Origin of the sequence: Bacteroides sp. LFL-34 (genome assembly GCF_027257075.1) — a bacterium.
Classification (GTDB): domain Bacteria; phylum Bacteroidota; class Bacteroidia; order Bacteroidales; family Bacteroidaceae; genus Bacteroides; species Bacteroides ovatus.
This window is the reverse complement of sequence record NZ_JAPQKZ010000008.1, coordinates 51847-77037: the sequence shown is the minus strand read 5'-3', so window position 1 is coordinate 77037 and position 25191 is coordinate 51847. Positions and strand designations below refer to the sequence as shown.

Sequence of the window (25191 nt, the reverse complement as noted above, 5' to 3'; positions counted from 1 at the left end):
AATCTTTAATTTTTAATTAAGCGTAAGCGTCACTGTCTGTCCCTTCTTAACAATCGTTCCGTTGGCTATCGACTGGCTTTTTACTTTGCCTACGCCGACCAGATTGACTTTCAATCCTTTGCTTTCCAACAAGTACACAGCGTCTTTCGCTCCCATACCTATCACACTCGGTACAAAATTCTGCATATTGCTCCGGCTCTCAAGAACCACAGCTTGTGGGGCAGAATGGGTATTTCCCCAAACCTCTTTGCCCGAATCAGCGATTTTGCCTTGTACGTTAATCTGCAGCTCTTCCAATACTCGTTGCGCTTCGCGCATCTCTCCGGCTTTTACATTCGGAATGACTACGGAATTAGTATCAATCGCATTGGTCAGCGGTAACCGCAAGTCTTTGGCATACACCCTTTCTGCAATCTTGCTGAACACACTACCTGCCATTAAACCTCCCGAAGCCGGTAATCCTGGTTTCTGGATAGAGACAATCATGCTATATTTAGGTGCTTCTGACGGGAAATACCCGCAGAAACTAACCAGATAATTTGTTCTTCCCGTTTTGTATCCGGCTGCTCCCTGTGAAATCTGCGCCGTTCCTGTTTTTCCTGAAACGTGGAACTGCTTGCTTCCCGCAGGTTTGGCAAGTCCTTCACCAACCACTTTCCGGAGAATCTCACGGATCTGTACCAAAGTCTTATCCGAACAAATCTTGGGATTGATTACCTCTGTCGGATATTCTTTCACTACTTCCCCGTCCTTCATGGCAGCTTTGACAAACTTCGGACGCACGGTGACTCCGTTGTTGGCTATCCCATTATAGAATGTGAGAATATTGATCGGTGGAACCTGTGTCTCGTAGCCGATACTCATCCACGGCAATGTTGTCTTTGCAAAATAACGTTCTTTCGGGCCGCGTATATTCGGTTTTCCTTCTCCCGCAATCTGCAGGTGTAACGGCTGGTCGATGCTCATCCGTTTCAACCCGTCTACAAATTTCTGCGGGTTGCTGCCGTAGAAATGGTCTATAATATAAGAGGTACCCACATTGGACGAAACCCCTAGAATTTCCGTAACAGTCAGCTTTCCATATCCTCCGCGATGCCAGTTATGGTCTTTCATGACACGTCCATACATCGGCATCTGGCCGTTGCCGGTATCTACCACATAGTCCGGCGTGATCTTTCCGTCTTCAAGAGCTACCATGATAGAGGCCGTTTTGAAAGTAGACCCCGGCTCGAGCATATCACTAATAGCATTGTTGCGCATTTCGTAGTACTCACCGTCTTTGCCTTGCATCATGTTGACGATGGCTTTCACTTCTCCGGTACTTACCTCCATCAATACCACCACACCCACGCTCGCATTCAGCTCTTTCAGCTTATCCACCAACGCCTTCTCGCAAATATCCTGCATACCTACATCGATAGTACTAATCAGATCGCAACCATCAACTGGTGGCACATCGACAATGTTCAGGTATTTGTTCATCACCTTCTGACGGTGTGTCAATCCGTCCCGCCCTTTCAGGATGGTGTCGAAAGCAAGTTCGATACCATTTCTCGCTCCTTTGGCTGTGTCTGCATACACATCTCCCAGTGTACGGGCAGCCAGTGAACCGAACGGTTTCTTACGCTGATTGTAAGCTTGTTCCTTGAATCCGCCTTTATACCGGTTCAAGCAGAATACAGGTAGTCTCTTTACCTCTTTATATTGTATATAGGAGATACGTTTCGGATAAATCAGATAATTGCGGCTTTTTGCCTGGCGTCCTTTCTTGAGGTGTGCCTTGAATTGAGCCGCACTCTTGTCCGGGAATATCTTGTGAAGTCCGATACAGATTGAATCCATATTGGCATTGAGGATGGAATCCCGGCGTGCCTGATCTTTCTGCCTGCGTTTTTCATCCTTTTCACCGGACATAAAGTCCATATATATTCTGTACTCGGGCAGAGAGCTGGCCATCAGTTTACCGTCAGAAGAAATAATGTTTCCACGATTAGGTTTTACCGTCACATTCTCTTTTACGAAACGGTCAGCCACATCCTGCCAGTATTGTCGTTCGGCAAACATGGTGATGCCTGCTTTTACAACAATAGCTACTCCTATCAACGCCATCAATAGGATGACGAAGAAGTAACGGGTCATTATGTTCTTTTTATTAACTGCCACAGTATTTGTCTTTTAAACGCTTAACTATCATTTATCAACTATCCACTATCATCTATTTAATAAGGTAAGGAGGATTGGTTGATGTTTGCAAATCGCTTTCCTTACTCGATATATAATCTTCAATGCGTGACTGGCGGCTCTTTTCCATCAGCTCTGAGCTGCGAGTCAGTGCATCGTATTTAATGTCTGTCAATTCCTTTTTCAGCCGGTCTATTTCGATCTGTTGCTGTTGACTGGCATAACGATTGTGAATGTAGAAGATGATGAATACCATGATAAGTACCAGCAACTTCGTTTGACGGCGGAAAAAATCGGTAGCCAGAATGTCTCCACCCAGAATACTCTTCAGAGAGGTGCGTTTTTTCTTCTTGTCCTCTTCTGCTTTCTTGTTTACTACTTCTTCTTCCATATCTTTTTATTTCTTTTCTGCAATTCGTAATTTGGCGCTTCTCGACCGCGGGTTTCGTTCTATTTCTGCCTCGTCGGGAACGATTACCTTATTGTTGACAAGGCGGAAAGGCGTTTGCAGATTGCCGAAGAAGTCGGTTTCCGCTTTTCCTTCTACATTGCCTGTCTTCATGATGTTTTTCACCATTCGGTCTTCCAGCGAATGATAGGTGATAACTACCAGTCTGCCGCCCGGCTTTAATGCCTCCGTAGCAGCCAGCAACATCTCCTTCAACGCCTCCATCTCTTGGTTTACTTCAATTCGTAGTGCCTGGAACACCTTTGCCAGCTCTTTCTTTTCGCGTTCACGACCGAAAAGCGGTTTGATGATTTCCAAAAACTCACCGATGGTCCGGATATTCTGTCCGCTTCTGGCTTTAACGATGACAGAAGCCAGTTTGCGGCTATTCTTTAGTTCCCCGTACAGGTAGAGGATGTTTGCAAGACGTTCTTCATCATAAGTATTCACGATATCTGCTGCTGTCATACCGGCACGCTTGTTCATACGCATATCCAGTGCCCCGTCAAAACGGAAGGAGAAGCCACGTTCGCTATCATCGAAATGATGGGAAGATACGCCGAGGTCGGCCAGGATCGCGTCTACCTGTTCGATGTCGTGATAACGCAGGAAGTTGTGCAGATAGCGGAAGTTACTGCGCACGAAGATGAAATGAGTATCGTTGACAATGTTCCGTTCAGCGTCCTCGTCCTGGTCGAATCCTAGCAAACGTCCGCCTTCTCCGAGCCGTGAAAGGATCTCGCGCGAATGTCCCGCTCCTCCGAATGTAACGTCTACATACGTTCCATCCGGTTGGATATTCATACCGTCAACGCTTTCTTTCAGCAATACAGGTACGTGATATGTCAATTCATCTTTCTCCATCTTGTCTATTATCATCGTTCATAATTTCTTCTAATGCTGCACCGAACTCTTCGGGTGACATGAAAGGCTGTTCTGCCCGTTCTTTCGCCCAGATCTCTATCTTGTTATCGATGCCGATAAAGCGAATATCCCCATGGATACTGCAAATCTGTAAATACCGTTTCGGAATTAATATGCGCCCGTTGCTATCAGGTGTCACTATTTCAACGTCGCTCACGAATTGCCTGAAAATAAGTTGGTGTTTGCTATTCCATTTGTTAAGTCTACTACGTAGCTCGTTCAACTCCTCGTTCCACACGCTCTCGGGGTATAGGGTTAAACAGTCTTGAAATACGTCTTTACGCATAATAAGCCTCTCTTCGGAAGCGGCTTGTAATTGCTTCCTGAAGGTGGCGGGTATGAACACCCTTCCTTTGGCGTCCGCCCTGGCTTCAATATTTCCTAAAAAACGTATCATTACCTTATTATAATAAGCGACCGTAAAAGTATGAAATTCCCCACAATTCCCCACAACTTTCCATAAAAAACTTTCAGAGAAGTTTTCAACAGAATGTTAAATGTCTATTTGCTTGAAAATGATATGCCTTCGAGAATGCTTTACTGGTGGGGAGCCCGTGGGCGTAGAACGGAAAAAATGTCTGTATAGGTAAAATTTAAATAATGTGGTGGGAGAGATTCTTTTTCATGCAATAGAGGTTTATCTGACACCCGGGTCTCAGTGCACCCGACACCCGGGTGTCAGATAGGTTGAGACCCGGGTCTCAGTGCACCCGACACCCGGGTGTCAGATAGGTTGAGACCCGGGTGTTGTATGTGCTGACACCCGGGTGTCGGACAACTAATCTTCGCAATAAAAGAAAAGGCAGAATATACCGGAGTATTTCTGCCTTTTAATCATTATCAAAACTAAAAATCTGCATTAAAGAAATATGTGATTCAAAATCACTAAGTTTTATATAGTTAAGGTTTAGCGGAAGTCTTTCAACTCTTCCTGTAATTTCTGGCGCGTGAAGAAAATACGGCTTTTCACTGTACCCAACGGGAGGTTCAGTTTTTCCGCAATTTCACGGTATTTGAATCCTGAAACGTGCATCGCAAACGGAACTCTGTATTCTTTGGGGAGTTTGTTAACTACACGGTGCATCTCTTTCAGGTCGTATGCTCTTTCTGTATTTTCAGAACTTCCATCCTGTGGCAAATTCAGATGATAAAGATTATCAGTCTGGTCGATGAATGTCTGGTCGCGGACTACCTTGCGGTAGTTGTTTATGAATATATTGCGCATGATGGTATACATCCATCCTTTGAAATTTGTATCAGGGGTATATTTATCTTCATTATCTAATGCTTTTAATGATGTCTCCTGCAACAAATCGTTTGCTTCTTCACGGTCAGTTGTCAGTTTATAAGCGAAGCGTAGTAATTCATCTTGTACTCCTACTAAGTCTTTTCTGAAGCTTAAACTTTTCATAATGTGTTGCTTTTTAAAGGTGAATATTCGTTTGTTATTGTTGCAAGTTTACATGAATTTTTGAAACCCGGTAGGGGAAAAACTGACGTTTTTTTACCCGAAAACTATCCGCGGATAGTTTTTAGGTCATTTTTGATAGTTTTTGGGTGGTGTTTTTTTATGTTCTGAACTTAAATCCTGCATTTTCTACCAAATTATTGCGATTAATAAAAAAGAACCGTTAATTTTGTGCCATCATTTTTATTTGAAAAGAATGACTGATGACTCTTTATTTTTGATTGATGTCGATAAGATACTTCGGACAAAGGCTCCGAAGCATTATAAGTACATCCCTAAATTCGTGGTTTCTTATCTGAAGAAAATTGTTCATCAGGATGAAATTAATGTATTCCTGAATGAGTCGAAGGATAGATTGGGTGTGGACTTTCTGGAGGCATGTATGGGCTTTTTGGATGCGAAAGTGGACATAAAAGGCATTGAGAATTTGCCTAAGGATGGATTGTATACTTTTGTGTCCAATCATCCGTTAGGTGGACAGGATGGTGTTGCGCTTGGTTATGTGTTAGGTAAGCACTATGAGGGGAAGGTGAAATACCTGGTGAATGATTTATTGATGAATCTACGCGGGTTGGCTCCCCTTTGCATACCTATTAATAAAACCGGCAAGCAGGCAAAGGACTTCCCGAAGATGGTGGAAGCCGGATTTCAGTCCGACGATCAGCTGATTATGTTTCCTGCCGGACTGTGCTCGCGCCGTCAGAATGGAGTGATTCGCGACCTGGAATGGAAAAAGACATTTGTAGTAAAGAGCATACAAGCAAAACGTGATGTAATACCCGTGCATTTTGGGGGCAGGAATTCTGACTTCTTTTACAATCTGGCAAATGTTTGCAAGGCACTGGGCATTAAGTTTAACATTGCTATGTTGTATCTTGCGGATGAAATGTTTAAGAATCGCCACAAAACTTTTACTGTCACTTTTGGCAAACCTATACCCTGGCAGACTTTTGATAAATCGAAAACTCCTGCGCAGTGGGCTGAATACGTAAAGGATATTGTTTATAAACTGTAACTGATAGAACAACTATAACAAGGAATATGGAAGAGATTATTAAACCGGTAAGCAAAGAACTGCTAAAGGCAGAATTGACGGAAGACAGACGCTTACGAATGACGAATAAGAGTAATAATCAGATTTATATTATTACTCATCAGAATGCTCCTAATGTAATGAGAGAGATTGGTCGTTTGCGTGAAATAGCTTTCCGTGCTGCTGGTGGAGGTACAGGTCTGTCAATGGATATTGATGAATACGACACAATGGAACACCCCTACAAGCAGTTGATCGTATGGAATCCGGAAGCGGAAGAAATTCTGGGCGGTTACCGGTATCTGCTTGGTACGGACGTGCGTTTTGATGAAAAAGGCGCGCCAATTCTGGCTACTTCCCACATGTTTCATTTTTCTGATGCTTTTATTAAAGAATACCTGCCGCAGACAATTGAGCTGGGGCGTTCGTTTGTTACGCTTGAATATCAGTCTACCCGTGCCGGAAGCAAAGGATTGTTCGCTTTGGATAATCTGTGGGATGGGTTGGGAGCGTTGACCGTGGTTATGCCGAATGTGAAGTATTTCTTTGGCAAGGTGACCATGTATCCTAGCTACCATCGTCGTGGCCGTGATATGATTCTTCATTTCCTCAAGAAACATTTTTATGACCAAGAGAAGCTTGTTACTCCGATTGAACCTCTGCAACTTGAGACTTCCGAAGAAGAGTTGAACGCATTGTTCTGCAAGAATACTTTTAAAGAGGACTATAAGATATTGAATTGTGAAATCCGTAAGTTGGGCTATAATATTCCTCCGTTGGTAAATGCGTATATGAGCTTAAGCCCTACGATGCGTATGTTCGGAACAGCTGTCAATTACGAGTTCGGTGATGTGGAAGAAACCGGTATCCTGATTGCTGTAGACGAAATTCTTGAAGATAAACGAATTCGACACATCCAGACGTTTATTGAAAGCCATCCGGATGCGTTGAGATTGTCTTCTTGTGAAGGGGAAGAAGTGTTTACTCCTAAAGTGGTTACACCGCAGGCAGACTGTTCCCGTTAATTTTACGATAAAGATCAAGAGCAAAGACGTCGGTCATTCCCGATATATAGTCAAGTACCGCCTGTATTCTTTCATAGAGTACGGGCGCTTTTATATTGTATTGACTGGAAACCCGGTCGATCAGGAGTTTGGAATAAGTCTTTTCGGGTGAGGTTACGGCATCTATCATCAATTCGAGCAGGGTGCTGATGATGCGGAATCCCGCCAGTTCAACATCCAGTACGTCCCGTGAACGGTAGATTTTATTGATAGATACTTCGACGCTGTGTTTATAGGCTGCTGCCGGACGCTCGGCTATGCGCTTGATTAGTGATCCTTCGAACGTGCCGGACAGTATTTCTTGTTCATGATCTAAAAAGACACGGGTACACTCCCGGATCAATAAACCGATGACGGAAGAACGCAGGTAGGCGATTTGCTCGTTGACATCATTGACAATCAGGAATGTTTTCCGGAGATGTTCTTGTCGCTCTTCGCTGAAATAGGTCATTAATAGTTCTTTGGTTTCTTCAGTGGTGAGAATCTTCAGTTTATATGCATCCTCAATATCCATCATCTGATAGCAAATATCGTCTGCCGCTTCCACTAAATAGACTAGTGGGTGGCGTGCATACTTCAAAGGATGCTCGTTGAGCAAGGTCAGTCCTAATTCAGTTGCTATTTTTTGGAAACTTTCTTCTTCGCTGACGAAGAATCCAAACTTCGATTTGGTTCTTGCAAGGCTCGATGAAAAGGGATATTTTACGATAGAAGCCAGAGTGGTGTATGTCAGGACGAATCCGCCTTTGCGACGTCCTTCAAACTGATGTGTCAGTATTCGGAACGCATTTGCATTTCCTTCAAAATGTGTCAAATCTTCCCATTCCATCGGAGACAGTTGCTCGCCGTTCGGCTGCTTTTCTTTCAGACGAACTCCTTTTCCTTCAGAGAAAAAGGTAGAAATAGCCTTTTCACCTGAATGACCGAAGGGCGGATTACCCAAATCGTGTGCCAGGCAAGCGGCCGAGACGATAGAACCAATCTCCGGCAGAAAAGAATCTTGAAGTTCCGGATGACGTTCCAGAAGTGCTTTGGCAACATCGTCCCCGAGTGAACGGCCAACGCTGGCTACTTCGAGACTGTGCGTAAGTCGGTTGTGTACAAAAACGCTGCCCGGAAGAGGGAATACTTGCGTCTTGTTCTGTAATCTGCGGAAAGGAGCCGAAAAAATGAGACGGTCATAGTCCCGCTGGAATTCGGATCGGTTTTCCTGTCGTTCTTCATGGAATTCTTCCATCCCGAAACGTTTCGCTGATATTAGTTGTTTCCAATTCATCATTTTTATTTACGATTTAACGATTTGCGATTTGATGATTGATGAATGTGTCAATTGACAGTTGGTACATTAGCACCTCGCCTTATTAGCACATTATTTATTATTTAACTGCAAACTTAACTATTTTTCAGTTCAAAATGTGTATTTTCGCTTGTTAAATCTGCTGTCCGAGATATTTGTCGTTAAAGATAAAATAGGTTCGGGGTTTTGACTGAATCGGCGGTAGACTTGATCTGGATTAATCTTTTTACTTCTTATTTATATGAAAAAACAGGTTACAGCCTTTATCTGTATAATCGTTTTCAATTTTGAAGCCATATTCGCTTCTACTGATTTCTCTTTTAAAAGGTATCAGGTGGAAGACGGACTTTCGCACAATACGACTTGGTGTTCGATTCAAGATAGCTATGGCTTTTTGTGGATTGGCACAAGTGATGGAATGAATTGTTATGATGGTTGTGGCAACAGGGTGTATCGGAATGCTTTGAATAATAAATATTCTTTGGGTAATAATTTCGTCAGTTCCCTTTTGGAAGAAGGGGAAAATATCTGGGTAGGAACAAATTCGGGACTTTATATCTATGACCGTTCTACTGACCGCTTTTCTTATTTTAATGAAACAACACGGTATGGCGTATTTGTCAGTAGTGAGGTGAAGAAAATCATAAAAACTCAAAGCGGTTTGATTTGGATTGCTACGTTGGGGCAAGGTGTGTTTATTTATGAACCAGTGACAGGTGTGCTGACACAGAATAGTATTCATACTTCTTTTGTTTGGGATATCTGTCAGAGTGCAGATTCCCGTATTTATGTTTCTTCAATGCAGGAAGGACTATTTTGTTTTGATGAGAAGGGAACCTTTCTGCAAAATTATCCGGTTCTGTCAGATTCAAACATAGGCAGTCAGAGAATCAATTGTCTCTATAGTATTAAGAATGAAATATGGTTTGGCGTAGGTACTAATTTATTAGGTTGTTATCAGGAAGGAAGCCCGGATTTGAAAATTTATGATGCGTCTGCACAGAATTTCGGTGCTATTCTCTGTTTGCTGGATTATAACGAAAAAGAATTGTTAGTTGGTACGGATAATGGACTGTATCTGTTCAATCGCGACCTTAAAACATTTCGTAGAGGCGATTCTCCCTTTGGCTTGCGGGCATTGGGCGATCCAACTGTTAATGCAATGATGTGGGATGCCGAAGGTACACTTTGGGTGATGACTAACTCCGGCGGAGTGAGTTACATGACTAAGCAATTGAAGCGTTTTGATTACTATTCCCTTATCTCATTATCAGGTACATTAGAGCTTGGCAGGGAGATCGGCCCTCTTTGTGAAGACCAGAATGGAAATATCTGGGTGGGAACCCGGAACGGGTTATGTTTTTTCAATACACAAATTCATTCACTTTCGGAGTATACTTTAAAGAATGTGGATGCGAGATATAACATTCGTAGCTTGCTGCTAGATGGCGACCGCCTTTGGATAGGAACCTATGCGGAAGGGTTGCATGTGCTAAACCTGAAAACTGGAGCAGTAAAGAGTTATGTCCATTCTCGCGATATTCCCTATACAATTTGTAGTAATGATGTCTTGAGTCTCTTTAAAGACCGAAAAGGAGATGTTTTTGTAGGAACAAGTTGGGGCTTATGTCGTTACAATTCGCAATTGGATAATTTTGTGACAATCATTCATGTCGGCTCTATGGCTTCTGTAACTGATATTTATGAGGATATGTACAATAATCTTTGGGTTGCGACCTCAAATAGTGGTGTCTTTCGTTATAATACAGTGAACGATCGTTGGGAACATTTTGAACATATACGTGAAGATACAACAACTATTACCAGTAATTCTGTGATTACATTGTTTGAAGATATGAAAGGAACAATGTGGTTTGGAACCAATGGAGGAGGATTATGCTCATTCTCCAAAGATACGGAGACTTTCATTGACTTCGACCCGGAAAATACATTGTTGCCTAATAAGGTAATTTTCTCTATAGAACAGGATCGGACCGGTGATTTTTGGATTTCCTGTAATGCCGGATTATGCCGCATTAATCCCGTGTCTCAAAAGAACTTTCATTTATTTACCGTAAATGATGGTTTGCAAGGTAATCAGTTTACTGCACAGTCTTCATTGAGATCGTCCACAGGGAAGTTCTATTTTGGAGGAATCAATGGTTTCAATGTATTTGAACCGGGGCAGTTTACGGATAATACCTATCTTCCCCCTGTTTATGTTACTGATATTAGTTTCCCTTATTTGGCAGATGAACAAGAAGTGAAACGGCTGCTTCGTTTAGATAAGCCCTTCTATAAAGCGGATAAGATCCAATTACCCTATACAAATAATAGTTTTACAGTACGTTTTGTAGCACTTAGTTATGAAGATCCACACAGAAATCGTTATACTTATATGTTGAAAGGTATTGATAAGGAGTGGATACATTCATCTAATAATACGGCCTCATACACTAATCTTCCAGCTGGGGAATATGAGTTTTTAGTTTGTGGCTCTAACAATGACCATCACTGGAATGAGAAAGCGGCTTCCTTATGGATTGTGATAACTCCGCCCTGGTGGCGGACTAGTGTCGCTTATTTTATGTATATACTATTATTTCTGTGTACAGCTTGCTATATTGGTTGGCGTTGGAATCTCTATGTCAAGCGTAAATATAAACGTCGTATGGAGGATTATCAGGTTGCCAAGGAAAAAGAGGTGTATAAATCGAAAATCAATTTTTTTATCAATCTGGTACATGAAATACGTACTCCTCTTAGTCTGATTCGGCTCCCTCTGGAAAAGTTGAGGGAAGAGGAAAAAGAAGAAAGAAAAGAAAAATACCTTTCGGTGATGGATAAGAATGTAAATTATCTGTTGGGAATAACGAATCAGTTACTTGATTTTCAGAAGATGGAGAGTGGAGCATTGCAACTTAGCATGAAGGAGTGTAGTATTAATGCGTTGGTGAGTGATATATTCAATCTGTTCAATGGTTCTGTAGATTTGCAAGGGTTAACAATCTGTCTTAGTTTACCTCCTGAAGAAATTAGTGTGATGATTGATTCGGAGAAAGTTAGTAAAATTTTGGTAAACTTGGTAGGAAATGCTATTAAATATGCAAAATCTCAAGTCGAGATGCGGCTAATATTATTGGGCGATAGGGTAAATATAATAGTGAGTGATGATGGCCCCGGAGTCCCTGAAGGTCAGCAAAATAAGATATTTCAGGCTTTCTATCAATTGCCGGATGATCCGGTGGCAACGTCTACAGGTACAGGGATTGGTTTGGTATTTGCCAAATCTTTGGCAGAAGCTCATCATGGAACTTTATCATTAGAAAATAGGATGGAAGGTGGTTCCTCATTTATATTGTCTTTGCCGTTGGAAACAGTAGTAATGGAAAGTATTCCGAATGAATTTGCTGAAATGCAGATGATAGATGTGGAAGGAAAAAAAATGCCGGATTCGGAGTTTGGAAATAAGAGATTCATTGTTTTATTGGTGGAAGATAATGTCGAGTTATTAAATTTGACCAGAGAATTTCTAAGTGATTGGTTTAAAGTTTTTTCTGCCTGCAATGGAAAAGAAGCACTGGAAATACTTTCACGTGAGAGTATTGATGTCATTGTAAGTGATATTATGATGCCCGAAATGAATGGTCTTGAACTATGCAACTATATAAAATCAGATCTAGTTTACTCTCATATTCCCGTTATCTTGTTGACAGCGAAGACAACGTTAGACTCAAAAGCGGAAGGTTTTGAAAATGGTGCTGATGCATATATTGAGAAACCATTCTCTATTAAGCAGCTCCATAAACAAATCGAAAACTTATTAAAACTGCGACTGGACTTCCATAAGTTGATGATTAATCTTTCTGGAAGTCCGACTTCTTCATTGGCGGATTTTGCTCTTTCACAAAAAGATGTAGAATTTATAGAGAGGGTAAATACGATTTTGTCGGAACTGCTTGCTGATGAGAGTTGCTCGATAGATTTGTTAGCAGAGCAGATGAATATGAGTCGTTCTAATTTTTCCCGGAAGATAAAGGCTCTGTCTGGTATGCCGCCTCATGATTATATAAAGAACTTTCGGTTGAATAAGTCGACTGAACTAATCATGAGTGGTATACGAATAGCTGAAGTTGCCGAACAGTTAGGGTTTACTACTTCTTCGTATTTTGCAAAGTGTTTTAAAGAAAAGTTTGGGGTATTACCGAAAGATTATAAAGGATAACAGCTAGTTCCTATCACTCGTGGGGGTGCCAGACGGCTTTTGAAGCAGGGTGCTTTCCTTTTGGGGGATTCCTAAAATGGGAATTCCATTTTCATCCCATTCTATCTTTTGTATGCGTGTTGTCCGACCGTCCAAAACGAACATGTCACGAAGGGCATTTCGAGCGTGGTAAAGTATATACCATTCTTTCTTGTCGGGTGAAGGTATGAAACACAGGCTACCGGGGCCATACACATGATTCTCTGGTGCTTGTTTGAATACAGGTTCCAGAGATTTCTTCCATGAATTCGGGTTGAGAAGATCGCTGTTAGCATCAGCTGTTAATAACCCTACACAATAATAAGGTGTCCAGTTACCGCTTGCAGAGTAATATATTAATAATTTGTCTTTGTTTTTGGAACGGAAAAATTGTGGAGCTTCATTCACATGAATAGGATAACCGGTTTTATTGCCATCTACACTGATCCATTGACATTCCCATTCGTATTCAGGTTTGGATATTAATATACGGTCTGAGGCTAGTGTCCATGGATTTTTCATTTCAGCGATATAGATACATTGGGTTTCTTGATAAATTCTTCTGGTTTCCCATCCGCACCAGATTAGATAACGTTTGCCATTATGCTCGAAAGGATTAGCATGAATAGCCAAGTTATTATTTTTATCGGTCGATATTCTTCCTTTCATGACAAACTCTCCTTTCATGGGATCGGGAGATTCATTTTCTAGCACATATATCTGACGATTGTCTATATTACCATCATCAGCAGCGCAATAGATATACCATTTATTGTCCATATAGTGTATCTCTGGTCCCCAAAGATGAGATATACCCGAGGCATTTTGGGGCGAATATACGTTTTTTTTTGCTGCTTCTGCCAGTTGTGTAATATCGTCAGTTTCCCATAATATGATACAGTCTGCTAAACTTTGAGTATAGTAATATTTTCCTTCATGAAAGATGGCCCATGGCTCGGATCCTCCACCTATGACAGGATTTGTGTAGAAAAGTGTAGAGTCAATGCCTGTTTGTTTATCAGTCTTTTTGCTTTGGCATGATAGACAAACGATAAGCAATATTAAAAATAAGCAATTTTGAAATTTCATAGTGCTTTCTTTGCTAAGATACTTGCAAAGAAAGCACAAATTATTTAATTCTGGAGCTGTTTGATTAGTTTTTATTGTTTGTTAGTTAGGAATTAGCCTATAATTAATACCCTCCTTTCTATATTTGCAATTAATAAACCTTTGGATCCATTGGCTATTAAATCTTATATTAACTAAATTTATTATTATGATGAACAGGAAAGGAAAAAGAATGAATGTTGTTAAGGCATTTTGTTTATTTACTTTGCTTGGGTGCTTCATTGGCTGTAAAGACGATGAAAAGAAGAAAGAGCAATCTTTTAATAACGATTTGCCTATTGAAATTGTGGGTTTTGAACCTCAAGAAGTTACTTCGCGCACGCAACTCCTTATCTATGGAAAAAATTTCGGAGATGACCCCTCTTTGATTCACTTGAAATTAGGAGGTGTGGATACAAAAGTGGTGGGTTGTAACAATGAATGTCTATATTGTATGGTTCCTCGTAATTCGAATAAGGGAACTATCGAGATTTCTATTGGTGATCAGACCGCTATGGCTAACGATCGATTTACTTATATCTCGAATACACAGGTTACTACATTGTGTGGCTATGTAGACGAGACTGGACGTTATGAAGTAAAAGACGGTTCGTTCGACGAATGTGGCTTGAATTGCCCGGCTTGGTTAAGTATTGATCCTCAAAATCCGAACCATATTTATATGATTGAAGAGGCGAATAGTATCCGTTTGATAGATGTGGAAGCGAAAAAAATGTCTACTGTTATAACGGTGGGGCAGATGAATATAACGAGTCCGCGTACTTTGAGTTGGAGTCTGACCGGTGATACTCTATTTGTGAATAACTGGGCAGATTGGGAAGCAGCTCCGATTTCTATTGTTATGCTTTTGAGAAAAGAAGAATTTAAGAAGCCACATGTACTTCTTTCTGGTCGTAATCATATTATTGCGGCAATTACCCATCCAAAAACTGGTGATATATACTTTACTCAAGAATCTGGTGGTGGCGTTTATCAGTATAGTATATCAACGGGAGAGGTGGAACAAATGTTTACGATAGGAGGATCTTGGATATGGGTATATCCTTATTTTCATCCGTCGGGCGACTTTGCCTATATCCTTCGGCCGCGTGAAGGTACTATTTTTAAATCTAAGTTTGATAAAGAAACCAATCAGTTGGAAGCTCCCTCTGTTTTTGCGGGAAACTGGAATTGGGGGCATAGAGAAGGGGTAGGAACCAATGCTAATATGGGAGTTTTGTGGCAAGGAGCTTTTGTGAAAAATGAGGAATATGCGAATCAACATAAGGAGGACATATATGACTTTTATGTAGCTGACGGAGAGTTATGGGGCACACATCCGGGTGATTTGATATGGCGGGTCACTCCTACAGCTGAAGTTATCCGCTATGCCGGTCGTGGAAGCACGGCCATGGATGGTAACCATTGGGGCTATGTGGACGGTGATTTGCTTAAGGAAGTTCGGTTCAATGGTCCGCACAGTATTGCATTCGATGAAGAAAATAAAATCTTTTATATAGGTGATCAGTATAACCACCGTATTCGTCAGATTATTGTTGAATAATAAAATATCCTGTAAATTATGAAACAAAAACTATGGGCTATCATAGCTTTTCTATATTGTTTTATGTTAGGAATAACTGCCCAGCAGAATAACCAAAAACAAATTGTGGTGTCCGGTGTAGTGACCGATGCCAATAATGAACCGTTGATTGGTGCTAATGTGACGGTGAAGAATGTGCCGGGATTAGGTGCTATCACTAATATTGATGGAAAATATACCATTAAGATGCAACCCTACAACCGCTTGGTGTTCTCCTACATCGGTTATGAGACTCAAGAGATTTTAGTGAAAGAGGAACATACTGTCAATGTGGTGATGAAAGAGAATAAGGAGACAGCCTTGGATGAGGTAGTCATCACTGCTACCGGTGCGCAGAAGAAGTTGACAGTGACGGGTGCAGTTACTACCGTCAATGTAGACCGGTTGAAGGCGTCACCTTCGGGTAGCATTTCCAACTCACTGGCAGGAAACGTAGCGGGTGTGATAGCCCGTCAGACTACTGGCCAGCCGGGAAAGAATGTTTCTGAATTTTGGATTCGCGGTATCTCTACCTTTGGGGCCGGGGCAGGTGCATTAGTTTTGGTGGACGGATTTGAACGTGACATGAATGAACTGAACTACGAAGATATTGAATCGTTCACCGTGTTGAAAGATGCTTCCGAAACTGCCATTTACGGTTCGCGCGGTGCTAACGGTGTGGTATTGATTACCACTCGCCGTGGTAAGGTAGACAAGATTACCATTGATGCCAAGGTAGAGACCATGTACAACACCCGTACTTTTACGCCTGACTTTGTGGATGGCATTACCTACGCCTATATGGCGAACGAGGCACGCCGTACGCGCAATCTCGATCCTATCTACACCGGCAACGAGCTGAAAATCTTGAAACAGGGTCTCGACCCCGACTTGCTACCCAATGTAGACTGGATGGACGAATTGCTGAAGAAAGGTGCTATGAGTTATCGTGCCTCGTTGAATTTGAGTGGTGGTGGAGAGAATGCACGCTATTTCGTTTCTGCCAGTTATCTCGATGAAGGCGGTATGTATAAGGTGGACAAGTCTTTGAAAGACTATAACACCAACAGTAACGCCAAACGTTGGAACTATCGTATGAATGCGGATATCAATATTACCAAGACTACCCTTTTGCAGGTGGGTATCGGTGGTGCGTTGAAGAAGATGAACGAATCGGGCTTGACTTCGGATCAAATTTGGACCAGTCTGTTGTTTCAGACTCCCACTAGTATGCCCAAAATGTATTCCAACGGTTACGTGCCAACTGATGCGGATGGTAACCTTAATCCTTGGGTGGCATCTACTCAATGTGGATACAACGAACAGTGGTGGAACAATATTCAGACCAACGTCACTTTGAATCAAAAATTGGACTTCATCACCAAAGGATTGAATTTTGTGGGACGTTTCGGCTTTGATACAGATAACTACAATTATATCCGCCGTTTCAAATGTCCTGAGTTATGGAGTGCTGACCGTTATAGAAAGGATGACGGTTCCATCAACTTCACCCGCCAAAAGAAAGAGCAGGTGATGGATCAGACTTCAGGCAATAGTGGAGAGCGCAAAGAATATTTTGAAGCGGAACTTCAGTATGCCCGCAATTTCAAGGGACATATGCTGAACGGAACATTGAAATACTCGCAAGACTCCAAAGTGAGAACACAGGAAATCGGTAAAGAAATCGTCAATTCGCTTCCTTTCCGTCATCAAGGGTTGGCCGGTCGTATTGCCTACAACTGGAACTATCGTTATTTCTTGAACTTTAACTTTGGCTATACTGGTTCAGAAAACTTTGCTTCTGGTCATCAGTTTGGTTTCTTTCCCGCCTATTCGACTGCCTGGAACATCGCCGAAGAACCCTTTGTCAAGAAGAACCTGAAGTGGATGAATATGTTTAAAGTGCGCTATTCGTGGGGTAAAGTAGGCAACGATAAAATGTATGAGCCCAATGGTGTACAGATACGTTTCCCTTATCTCTACACAATAGGTTATGGCGGTGCCCCTGCTAATATTTGGGGAGATAATAACGGATATTATTCTGCGTTTGGAGGATATAACTGGGCGGATTATGGCTATGGAAGTCTTGGTACTACTCTTTTTCAAGGTTTGCGCTATACATCGTATGCTAACCCGGGTGTGACTTGGGAGATCGCCACCAAACATGATGTAGGTTTGGACATGAGCATCTTTGATGACAAATTCATGCTGACTGTGGATTATTTCCAGGAAAAGCGTAAAGGCATCTTTATGTATCGTAATTTCTTGCCTGCTACCGCCGGTATTGAGGGCGGGATGACCAATCCGAGAGCTAATGTGGGCGCAGTATTCTCTAAAGGTGTCGACGGTAACATGACCTACAAGCAACAGATTGGCAAAGTGCTTTTGACTGCACGTGCTAATGCCACGCTCTCAAAGAACGAAGTGAAGGAAAAAGATGAACAAGAGAACATTTATCCTTATAGGATGGAGCGTGGCTACCGTGTCAACCAGGCTAAGGGACTTATTGCATTGGGCTTGTTCAAGGATTACGATGACATCCGTAATAGCCCCAAACAGACTTTTGGCAATTATATGCCGGGCGACATCAAGTATAAGGATGTCAATGGCGATGGTATCATCGACGACCAAGATCAAGTGGCTGTGGGGGCTACTACCGTACCCAACTTGGTATATGGTATAGGTGTCTCCGCACAGTGGAAAGGTTTGGATGTGAATGTCCATTTCCAAGGAGCCGGGAAGTCTTCTTTCTTTATTGATGGAGAGGGGGTGCGTCCTTTTGCTAGTGGCAACCGGGGTAATTTCTATCAGGAAGTAATAGACGGACGTTGGATTTCAAAAGAAGAATCGGGCACAATAGCTACGGAAAATCCGCATGCCAAATATCCTCGCTTGAGCTATGGCTACAACGACAACAACAACCGCAACTCATCTTACTGGTTGCGCAATGGGTCTTATCTGCGTTTGAAAACGCTGGAAGTGGGCTACACACTGCCCAAAAAGATCGTAAATAGAATCCACTTCAACAACATTCGTATCTACATGATTGGCACCAACCTGATTACGTGGTCGAAGTTCAAGATGTGGGATCCGGAAATGAACAGCAGTAATGGTGCAACCTATCCGTTGGCCAAGTCTGTCACTGTGGGATTAAATGTTAACTTATAACAAAATGAAAGATATGAAATGGTTATATAATATGGTTATCACGTTTTTTGCTGCTGGCTGTTTGACGGCATGTAGTGATTATTTGGAGGTAGATTCCAATTTCAAAGACCGCTTGACAATTGAAAAAGTATTTACTGATAAGGATTATACGGATGCGTGGCTTTCCAATACTTATTCTTATCTGCGAGGCCAAAATCAAGATGTGGGTGGAAAAGAGAGCGTGCCTACGAATTTTGCCGATGACATTTATTGGGCGGATTGGAATAATGAGGGAAATGGTAAATATACCAATGGTAGTTATTATTCTTTTTTCAGAAATGTGGAATACAATGAAAATTGGTATCAGGATTCTTATAAAGCGAGTTATTTAGGAATCAACAAGGCCTGTGTTTTCTTGAATAATATCCACATGAACCAACAACTCACAGACGAAGAACGGGCTGATTATGCGGCACAGGCACGTTTTGTCCGCGCTTATTACTATTGGTTGCTGTTACGCAAATACGGTCCAATCCCTTTGATTCCTGATGAAGGTGAAGACTATATGCAGGACTATGATGGCTTGGCTCGTCCGCGCAACACCTACGATGAGTGTGTGGAATACATCACTTCCGAATTGGTGAAAGCGGCACAAGATCTTCCGTTGGAACGTGGAACCAACAACATCGCACGTCCCACCCGGGGCGCTGCTTTGGCTGCTCGTGCTAAAGTCCTCTTGTATGCCGCCAGTCCGCTAATGAATGGCAATACTGACTCTTATGCGCAGCAAATGGTAGACGACAAAGGTAACAGACTTCTTGCTGCTGAATACGATGAATCGAAATGGGCTAAAGCTGCCGCTGCCGCCCGAGACGTAATGGAATTACCGGGAAATAATGATGGTCATCGCTACCAATTGTATGTAAAGAGCCGCATTACAAGCGGAACCGAAGATTATCCGGAAACAATAGAACCGTTTAAGGATAGAAATTTCTCGGAAAACAACTGGCCATACGGATATGCGGACATTGATCCGTTTGAGTCATATCGTTCCGTCTTCAATGGCGAACTCTCTGCTTATGAAAATCCGGAGTTGATTTTTTCGCGTGTGGATAATATAACTGTTGATAATTCATCAGGAGGAATCACTTCACCGGATGCTATTGCAAATATGGTGCTTCACCAATTGCCTACACTGGCCGGAGGTTGGGGTGTTCACGGAATGACTCAAAAGCAGTGTGACGCGTATTATATGAATGATGGTACGGATTGTCCGGGTAAGGATAAAGAGATTGGAAGAGGAGATGGAAGCAGCCGGCTAACCGGTTACGTGACTTCTGATGATGTGGATGCCGGTCGTTACAAACCGCTGCGTGCAGGTGTGTCTTTGCAATATGCTAACCGTGAGCCTCGTTTCTATGCGTCAGTTGGTTTTAATGGCAGTGTATGGAATATGACTTCATTAGGTAACAAGCAAGGAGCTACCCAGCCTAATCAGCAAGTTTGGTACTATCGAGGGACTTCAGAAGGATATAATGGTGGTAATCGTATATTTACAGGTATCGGCATCAAGAAATATGTGAATCCTTATGATGCCAAATATCAGAATGAGCTTTTGTACAGACAAAAAGCAGAACCGGCTATTCGTTATGCAGAAATTTTATTGATTTATGCCGAAGCGTTGAATGAATTGGGAGAGGGAGCAAGCTACGACATCCCTTCTTGGGATGGAAGTATCACCTATACAGTTAGACGTGATGTGGAAGAGATGAAGAAAGGTATTCAGCCTGTTCGTATTCGGGCCGGTGTTCCTGATTATTCACCTACAGAATATCAGAATCAGGATGTTTTCCGAAAGAAGCTGAAACGCGAACGTCAGATTGAGTTGATGGGCGAGAATCATCGTTATTATGATTTGAGACGCTGGAAGATAGACGCTCCTTTAGAGGAAGAAACGTTGATTTACGGATGTAATATGCTGATGGATGACGGTCATAAAGCTCTATTCCATACACCTGTGGCTATTATGTCATTGCCTGTTCGCTTTGTGGAGAAAAGCTATTTCTGGCCATTTAGTCATGAACAGTTGCAACGTAACAAGCGTCTGACGCAAAACCCGGGATGGACTTATTATGATTAATCTTTATATGACAATGAATATGAAAGAAAAAATATATTATCTGTTATTTGCCGTGTTGATGGCTTTGTTTTGCACGGCTTGTAATGAAGAATGGACCGATGAACAATATGAGCATTATGTTTCGTTTAAGGCACCGATGGATTATGCGAGAGGTGTAACTGATATTTATGTGAAATACAAGCTGAATGGTGCGGTGACTTATCAACTGCCGGTTATTATGAGTGGCTCTACATTGCCCGGGCACGATACAGAAGTGCAGATAGCGATAGACTCGGACACGTTGAAAAGTATCAATTGGGAGTATTTTCACAATCGGACAGATCTATATTATAAGGAGCTTACCTCCGATTATTATGAGGTGGAGAACATGAATGTGGTAATTCCGGCAGATGATTGTGTGGGATTGTTGAATGTCAATTTTAAATTAGGTGGGATAGACTTGGTAGATAAGTGGGTATTGCCGCTTACGATTAGAGAAAGTCCTATCGGCAGTTATACTCCTCATCCTAGAAAGAACTACAAGAAAGCATTGTTGCGTGTTGTTCCTTTTAATGATTATTCCGGTATTTATTCAACAACCACAATGGAAGTCGGTTTTACTGATTCGGGGACTAAAATGACTACTAATACGCGTACGGCATTTGTAGTGGACGAACATTCTGTTTTCTTCTATGCAGGCTTGATGAATGAAGAAGAACTGGAACGTGGAAAGTATAAGATAATCTTCAGGTTTAACGATGACGGGACGGTTACGCTTTCTGCACCTGATCCGGACATTCATTTCAATCCGATAAAAAATCCAACTTGGAAATTGGCGGAAAAAATGGACGTTTCGTTGCCATATCTAAAACATAAAACGATTACTATAGAAGGATTTAAATATGAATTTGATGATGTCACATCTGTTCCTGGTACTCCTATAAGATATGTAGTTGAAGGGACTGTGAATATGGAACGTAAAATTAATATTCAGATTCCGGATGAAGATCAAGCAATCGAATGGTAATAATTTGTAAGTCGGAGTGATATGTATAAATGGATTATATTAATGTCGGGATTATTTGCGTCACTGACCGCTTGTGCCAAAGTTAAGTTGTCTCCTTTATTTTCCGATAATATGGTACTTCAGCAAGAGGCTGAAGTACCTGTTTGGGGAAAAGCATCTCCAGAAATGCGAGTTATAGTGATTCCTTCATGGAGTGGGGAGAAATATGAGAATATAGCTGACAGGACGGGTAATTGGAAAGTAAACATCAAAACCCCAAAAGCCGGGGGACCTTATCATTTAGAAATAACGGATGGAGAAAAAGTAAGATTGGAGAATGTAATGATTGGTGAAGTATGGCTTTGTTCCGGTCAGTCGAATATGCAAATGCCAGTAGAAGGATGGGGCAAAGTGAAAAACTATCAACAAGAGGTGGCACAGGCCAATTACCCGGATATACGCTTGATGACTGTGAGTAATACTATTAGTCTAAGTCCGTCGCAGGAGTTTACTGCTGTCGGAGGAGGATGGCAAGTGTGTTCATCGGTTACTATCCGGGAGTTTTCAGCAACAGCCTATTTTTTCGGTAGGGAAATAGCACGCACGCAGCAGGTACCGGTAGGACTTATCTGTGCTCATTGGGGCGGTACTAATATAGAGCCGTGGATAAGTGCTCAAGCATTGGGCGAAGTTCCCGATTTTGTTGAGCAATTGAAGCTTATCCGAAGGTTGGGAAACAAGGATTGTGATTTACAGGCGGAGGAAGAACAAAGGCAGGCAAAGATTTTGTCGTTAGATAAAGGAATGAGAAATGGAAAGCCTTTTTGGAATACTCTTTCTTATAATGATGAAGGATGGATATCTCATTCTTTCCCCGGAAATATCGAAAAGACTTTTCCTGATTTTGATGGTATTGTTTGGGGGCGAAAGACGGTGGATATTCCAGAACAATGGGAGGGAAAAACGTTGAGTTTACACATGGGGTATGTGGATGACGAGGATATTACTTATTTTAACGGAATCGAGATAGGGAGCACGAAAGGATATACTCGTTCCCGTACTTATGAAATACCGGGTAATTTAGTAAAAGCGGGCAAAGCTGTAATTACTGTTCGTATCGTGGATACTGGAGGAGGGTGTGGCATCGGAGGTGAAATGAAGTTAAGCAAAGATGTCGGAGACTGGATTCTTATATCTGGTGAATGGAAGTGTAAAGTTGCCGCTCAATCTCATATTGACCCAGTGTTTGAGATGAATCCGAATGTGCAAACTGTGCTTTATAATGGGATGATTCATCCATTGGCACCTTACAAATTTCGTGGGGTTATTTGGTATCAGGGAGAGAATAATGTAGGGCGTGCTACACAATATAGGATATTGCTTCCATTACTTATTCAGAGCTGGCGTGAGGAATGGGGGAATGATTTTCCTTTCTACCTTGTGCAATTGGCTAATTATTTAGAGAGAGCAGATGAACCGGGAGACTCACAGTGGGCTGAATTACGAGAAGCGCAGCGCCAGACAGCTTTGTATTATGACAATGTGGGTATGGCCGTTACCATAGACATCGGCGATATGAATGATATTCATCCCAAAAACAAACAGGAAGTAGGGCGTAGACTTGCCTTATTAGCACGTGCCGATACCTATGGTGAGCGGATTGTTTGTAGTGGTCCGGTTTATCAGACTTACCGTGTGAAAGGAGACAGGGTTATTCTCTCTTTTGAGTGTGCAGACGGAGGATTAAAAACGTCTGATGGAAAAAAAATGACAGGGTTTGCCATAGCAGGGATAGACGGAAAATATCATTGGGCGGAAGCTGAAATCTGTGGAAATGAAATCATTGTATCATCGGAAATGGTAAAACATCCTTTGACTGTTCGCTATGGATGGGGAGATAATCCTACATGTAACTTAATTAACGGTGCAGGATTACCGGCCTCTTCATTTCAAACTTTACGTTAAACTTAAAAAAACAAGAAAAATGAAGAAACTTAACTTTTTATTTTTAGGCTTATTATCTTTTATGCCAATCTGGGGATGTAACGATGATGATTCATTACCGGAGGCTGTTGTTGAAGTCAAGGAAGGGCATAATGAAGATATTGTATCAGTCATTGATTATGATATTAAGAATGATGGAACACTGATTGGTTCTCAACTTAATAATTTGGTCGGTCAGTCTTATGGGAAAACGCTTTATTTTCCTGCCGGAACTTATAACTTGACGGAGCCTATCGTTCTGCCATTGGAATATACCAAAAATGTAAACCTTATTTTTGATAAGAATGCAACGGTTAAAAGTGATGTCCATTTGGAAGCATTGATTAAAGTAGGTTATTCAGAAACCTATTTTACCGATGTTTCACATCGGCGATTCTCTTATATCGAAGGAGGAATACTAGACTGTTATAATGCAGATAATGGAATTCTAGTAAACGGAAGGAAGCAGTTGGTGCAGATACGTACGATGAGTCTGGTGCGAGGACGTAATACACATATCCGCATACACGTTCCTGAAGGTATTGGAACTGGTGGAACGGGTAGCTCGGATACAAAGATAGATAATGTAACAATTCAAGGCATCTCTTCGAATGATAATGTATACGGTATCTATATAGATGAATCTTGTTGTGATTGTAAGATATCTGACACTTTTATTTATTGTACAAAGGAAGCTTTAGTTACGAAATCTGCCGGTCATATATTGAACAATGTACATATTCTTTCTTGGGATACTACCGGAGGGACCCATCTTGAGGATGGTAAGAATTACCGTTCAACAGTCGGAATACGTATAGCTAGTGGCGGATTTTTTGTTTTCAATCAAGTCTATTATGATACGATTGATAGAGGAATCGTCGTGAATGAGGGTTATAGTCCGGATTTGATGCTGGACCAACAGATTTCTTTTTCATATTTGAATAATTTTGGAACCAGCTTTATTCAGGCAGAAGGGAATAACCCCAATTTGAAAGTGAAGTTGTCCAATTCTACTTTTACTGTATTAAATGATAATTTTAAGATTCTAGATTGTCCTGTTGATTTGGTGGGATGGGATATTGCGGATAAGTTTTCTTTCCTGAATTGTGCAGTTGCTAATTCACAGCGTTTGTATCCTTACGAAACGACTTTGATGCAGAAGCTTAGAGGGGTAAGTTCTGACGGGATAATATGGACAACTTTAGCTAATTATGATATGAATTGGAATGTATTAGGGGCTGTCATTTCTTCTCCAATGCGGAATACCCTTGAGATAGATTTAGCCGATAATTTGACTGTAAAACTTAATTTTATGTTTAAAGGTGTTGAACCTCTCTTGCAAGGTTATGAAGTGCTGGGAGAGGGAGTAGAGGATATTGAATTTGGATATGCTGTTTCCGGTCAGTTCTGTGTGTTGCTGTTCAGGGCAAAAAGGAATGCTTCTTTCAATCCGATCATTTACGATACATTAGGTTCCGGGCGGTTTATGCCGACTCCGTATAAAGGCAAAAAATATACACTTGTTGATTATGGGTTAAGTGATTCGGATATTAAGATTTTATCTCATTAATGTAAGTATCTAAATAATG

At 41.6% G+C, this 25191-nt stretch carries 16 protein-coding genes; 9 read left to right on the top strand and 7 right to left on the bottom strand.

The genetic code is table 11. The features are described from left to right. Window positions 1–12 precede the first annotated feature (12 nt). The 5 genes from N5O98_RS06580 to N5O98_RS06560 all read right to left on the bottom strand — a co-directional run bounded on the left by N5O98_RS06580 (window position 13) and on the right by N5O98_RS06560 (window position 4964). Window positions 13–2139: a penicillin-binding protein gene (locus tag N5O98_RS06580; RefSeq protein ID WP_118161310.1), complete on the bottom strand. Its 2127-nt coding sequence runs from the start codon at window positions 2137–2139 to the stop codon at window positions 13–15. Between the two features lie 76 nt (window positions 2140–2215). Then, window positions 2216–2572 carry an FtsL-like putative cell division protein gene (locus N5O98_RS06575; RefSeq protein ID WP_004298204.1) on the bottom strand — a complete coding sequence of 119 codons (357 nt, stop codon included), beginning with the start codon at window positions 2570–2572 and terminating at the stop codon, window positions 2216–2218. Window positions 2573–2578: 6 nt separating this feature from the next. After that, complete coding sequence (gene rsmH / locus N5O98_RS06570; protein WP_004309512.1) at window positions 2579–3493, bottom strand: 16S rRNA (cytosine(1402)-N(4))-methyltransferase RsmH; 915 nt, start codon at window positions 3491–3493, stop codon at window positions 2579–2581. After that, entirely contained in the window at window positions 3480–3950 is a 471-nt protein-coding gene (mraZ, locus tag N5O98_RS06565; protein WP_004307337.1) for a division/cell wall cluster transcriptional repressor MraZ, read from the bottom strand. Before mraZ ends, rsmH begins: the two co-directional genes overlap by 14 nt. A 510-nt stretch (window positions 3951–4460) precedes the next feature. Continuing rightward, complete coding sequence (locus tag N5O98_RS06560) at window positions 4461–4964, bottom strand: RNA polymerase sigma factor (protein ID WP_004298201.1); 504 nt, start codon at window positions 4962–4964, stop codon at window positions 4461–4463. Window positions 4965–5217: 253 nt separating this feature from the next. On the opposite strand from N5O98_RS06560, the gene N5O98_RS06555 reads away from it, so the two are divergent. Together N5O98_RS06555 and N5O98_RS06550 are read left to right on the top strand one after the other, a co-directional pair. Further along, the gene (locus N5O98_RS06555; RefSeq protein WP_004324396.1) at window positions 5218–6036 is read left to right on the top strand and encodes a 1-acyl-sn-glycerol-3-phosphate acyltransferase; all 819 of its coding nucleotides are present in this window, start codon (window positions 5218–5220) and stop codon (window positions 6034–6036) included. Window positions 6037–6062: 26 nt separating this feature from the next. After that, window positions 6063–7079 carry a GNAT family N-acetyltransferase gene (locus tag N5O98_RS06550; protein WP_004309515.1) on the top strand — a complete coding sequence of 339 codons (1017 nt, stop codon included), beginning with the start codon at window positions 6063–6065 and terminating at the stop codon, window positions 7077–7079. Here N5O98_RS06550 and N5O98_RS06545 read toward each other — a convergent pair. Then, on the bottom strand, window positions 7051–8397 hold the full coding sequence (locus tag N5O98_RS06545; RefSeq protein ID WP_032846546.1) for a deoxyguanosinetriphosphate triphosphohydrolase: 1347 nt from the start codon (window positions 8395–8397) through the stop codon (window positions 7051–7053). The genes N5O98_RS06550 and N5O98_RS06545 overlap by 29 nt on opposite strands. A 259-nt stretch (window positions 8398–8656) precedes the next feature. On the opposite strand from N5O98_RS06545, the gene N5O98_RS06540 reads away from it, so the two are divergent. Continuing rightward, on the top strand, window positions 8657–12640 hold the full coding sequence (locus tag N5O98_RS06540) for a hybrid sensor histidine kinase/response regulator transcription factor (RefSeq protein WP_118161309.1): 3984 nt from the start codon (window positions 8657–8659) through the stop codon (window positions 12638–12640). A 3-nt stretch (window positions 12641–12643) separates the two neighbouring features. On the opposite strand, the gene N5O98_RS06535 is transcribed toward N5O98_RS06540, so the two are convergent. Further along, window positions 12644–13747, bottom strand: coding sequence for a glycoside hydrolase family 43 protein (locus N5O98_RS06535; protein ID WP_061448377.1), 1104 nt, complete (start codon window positions 13745–13747; stop codon window positions 12644–12646). A gap of 187 nt (window positions 13748–13934) precedes the next feature. Between N5O98_RS06535 and N5O98_RS06530 the strand changes: the two genes are divergently transcribed. The 6 genes from N5O98_RS06530 to N5O98_RS06505 are packed head-to-tail and all read left to right on the top strand — an operon-like array spanning window position 13935 to window position 25172. Beyond that, the gene (locus N5O98_RS06530) at window positions 13935–15329 is read left to right on the top strand and encodes an IPT/TIG domain-containing protein (protein WP_118161308.1); all 1395 of its coding nucleotides are present in this window, start codon (window positions 13935–13937) and stop codon (window positions 15327–15329) included. 18 nt (window positions 15330–15347) lie between these two features. Next, window positions 15348–18515, top strand: coding sequence for a SusC/RagA family TonB-linked outer membrane protein (locus N5O98_RS06525; RefSeq protein ID WP_004309520.1), 3168 nt, complete (start codon window positions 15348–15350; stop codon window positions 18513–18515). Between the two features lie 13 nt (window positions 18516–18528). Beyond that, window positions 18529–20634, top strand: coding sequence for a RagB/SusD family nutrient uptake outer membrane protein (locus N5O98_RS06520; protein WP_004309521.1), 2106 nt, complete (start codon window positions 18529–18531; stop codon window positions 20632–20634). Between the two features lie 19 nt (window positions 20635–20653). Continuing rightward, complete coding sequence (locus N5O98_RS06515; protein WP_032855924.1) at window positions 20654–21640, top strand: DUF4973 domain-containing protein; 987 nt, start codon at window positions 20654–20656, stop codon at window positions 21638–21640. A 21-nt stretch (window positions 21641–21661) separates the two neighbouring features. Next, window positions 21662–23584, top strand: a complete 1923-nt coding sequence (locus N5O98_RS06510; RefSeq protein WP_118161307.1) for a sialate O-acetylesterase — start codon at window positions 21662–21664, stop codon at window positions 23582–23584. 19 nt (window positions 23585–23603) lie between these two features. Continuing rightward, on the top strand, window positions 23604–25172 hold the full coding sequence (locus tag N5O98_RS06505) for a hypothetical protein (RefSeq protein WP_004309525.1): 1569 nt from the start codon (window positions 23604–23606) through the stop codon (window positions 25170–25172). Window positions 25173–25191 lie beyond the last annotated feature (19 nt).

Excerpts from the sequence above, each read along its gene's own strand:
- N5O98_RS06580 (WP_118161310.1), bottom strand. The coding sequence starts at position 2,139 with ATGACCCGTTACTTCTTCGTCATCCTATTGATGGCGTTGATAGGAGTA.
- N5O98_RS06545 (WP_032846546.1), bottom strand. The coding sequence starts at position 8,397 with ATGATGAATTGGAAACAACTAATATCAGCGAAACGTTTCGGGATGGAA.
- N5O98_RS06575 (WP_004298204.1), bottom strand. The coding sequence starts at position 2,572 with ATGGAAGAAGAAGTAGTAAACAAGAAAGCAGAAGAGGACAAGAAGAAA.
- N5O98_RS06525 (WP_004309520.1), top strand. The coding sequence starts at position 15,348 with ATGAAACAAAAACTATGGGCTATCATAGCTTTTCTATATTGTTTTATG.
- N5O98_RS06505 (WP_004309525.1), top strand. The coding sequence starts at position 23,604 with ATGAAGAAACTTAACTTTTTATTTTTAGGCTTATTATCTTTTATGCCA.
- N5O98_RS06560 (WP_004298201.1), bottom strand. The coding sequence starts at position 4,964 with ATGAAAAGTTTAAGCTTCAGAAAAGACTTAGTAGGAGTACAAGATGAA.
- N5O98_RS06510 (WP_118161307.1), top strand. The coding sequence starts at position 21,662 with ATGTATAAATGGATTATATTAATGTCGGGATTATTTGCGTCACTGACC.
- mraZ (WP_004307337.1), bottom strand. The coding sequence starts at position 3,950 with ATGATACGTTTTTTAGGAAATATTGAAGCCAGGGCGGACGCCAAAGGA.
- N5O98_RS06550 (WP_004309515.1), top strand. The coding sequence starts at position 6,063 with ATGGAAGAGATTATTAAACCGGTAAGCAAAGAACTGCTAAAGGCAGAA.
- N5O98_RS06535 (WP_061448377.1), bottom strand. The coding sequence starts at position 13,747 with ATGAAATTTCAAAATTGCTTATTTTTAATATTGCTTATCGTTTGTCTA.
- N5O98_RS06520 (WP_004309521.1), top strand. The coding sequence starts at position 18,529 with ATGAAATGGTTATATAATATGGTTATCACGTTTTTTGCTGCTGGCTGT.
- N5O98_RS06515 (WP_032855924.1), top strand. The coding sequence starts at position 20,654 with ATGAAAGAAAAAATATATTATCTGTTATTTGCCGTGTTGATGGCTTTG.
- rsmH (WP_004309512.1), bottom strand. The coding sequence starts at position 3,493 with ATGGAGAAAGATGAATTGACATATCACGTACCTGTATTGCTGAAAGAA.
- N5O98_RS06555 (WP_004324396.1), top strand. The coding sequence starts at position 5,218 with ATGACTGATGACTCTTTATTTTTGATTGATGTCGATAAGATACTTCGG.
- N5O98_RS06540 (WP_118161309.1), top strand. The coding sequence starts at position 8,657 with ATGAAAAAACAGGTTACAGCCTTTATCTGTATAATCGTTTTCAATTTT.
- N5O98_RS06530 (WP_118161308.1), top strand. The coding sequence starts at position 13,935 with ATGATGAACAGGAAAGGAAAAAGAATGAATGTTGTTAAGGCATTTTGT.